Consider the following 1,153-nt stretch of genomic DNA (forward strand, 5'->3'; position numbering starts at 1 on the left):
AATGGGGGAAGGAACGGTGGTGACCGGTGCGCAAGGTCGTGACGGGTAGTCAGCTGATGCTGCGTCTGTTGCTCGAACTGGCTTCGCTGGTGGCGCTCGCCCTGGGCGGCTACTCGGTCTGGAACGACGCGCCCATCGCGGTACGGCTGCTGCTGGCGGTGGTGCTGCCGGTGGCCGCGGCGGTGCTCTGGGGCCGGTACGCGGCGCCGCGGCGGCCCGTCCGGGACTCGGCCTTCGCCTGGTACGGCGTACAGGTGCTGGTCTGGGGCGGGGCGGTGGCGTCGCTGGTGGTGAGCGGACGGCCGGGCTGGGCGATCGCGATGGGGGCGGTGATGGTCGTCAACACCGTGGTGCTGTGGGCGTTGGGGGAGTGGTCGCCGGAGATCTCGCGGTAGGTGGCGGGGAGAGCGGGTGTGATGGGTCTGGCGGGTGGAGCGGTCAGCGGGTGCGGCGGGGGCGGGCGCGCCACAGTGAGACCGCGCTGAACACGCACATCGCGGCAATCACCGTCGCGGAGATCAGGAAGGCCGGGGAGGTCGGTGATCCCGCGCTCGCGCCGGCGGTGACGTACGCGGCGGTGGTCGGGAGGATGCCGAGCACCGTCGCAGCCAGGTAGGGCCAGAACCGGACGCTGGAGAAGGCGCAGGCGAAGTTGCCGGCCTGGAACGGCGCGCCGGGGAAGAGCCGCACCAGCAGCACGCTGCGGAAGCCCTGCTCGGAGAGGCGGCGGTCGATCGCGGTCAGCACCTTGCCGCGGACCAGCGGACGCAGCGCCTCCCGTCCGAGCGAGCGGCCCAGGCCGAAGGCGATCACCGCGCCGATCGCCGAGCCCGCCACCGCCAGCGGGACACCCCACAGTGCGCCGAAGAGCAGCCCGAGTGCGGCGTTCAGCGCCGGGCGGGGCAGGAACGCGACCGTGCCGAAGGCGTAGACGGCCAGCGCGATCGGCATCCGCCACGGACCGGAGGCTGCGGCGAGGACGCCCTGCGGGTCCCAGAGGAGCAGGGAGCAGGCGGCGGCGAGGAGGACGGCCACGAGGGCACCGAGGCGGAGCAGGGCACGGCGGTGTCATCGTGCGAGTGCAGGCTGTAGAACCCGGCGGCCTGGGCCTGGTCCTGGGCGGACTGCAGGCCCAGGCCGGTGAAGTTCTGCA

At 73.2% G+C, this 1,153-nt stretch carries 2 protein-coding genes; one reads left to right on the forward strand and one right to left on the reverse strand.

The features are described from left to right. Positions 1 to 26: 26 nt before the first annotated feature. Positions 27 to 395, forward strand: a complete 369-nt coding sequence (locus ACWD4U_RS34795) for a YrdB family protein (protein WP_449787420.1) — start codon at positions 27 to 29, stop codon at positions 393 to 395. A gap of 43 nt (positions 396 to 438) precedes the next feature. On the opposite strand, the gene ACWD4U_RS34800 is transcribed toward ACWD4U_RS34795, so the two are convergent. Then, positions 439 to 1,035: a TVP38/TMEM64 family protein gene (locus ACWD4U_RS34800; RefSeq protein ID WP_449787421.1), complete on the reverse strand. Its 597-nt coding sequence runs from the start codon at positions 1,033 to 1,035 to the stop codon at positions 439 to 441. Positions 1,036 to 1,153: the final 118 nt, after the last annotated feature.

The organism is Kitasatospora sp. NPDC002522 (genome assembly GCF_053595195.1).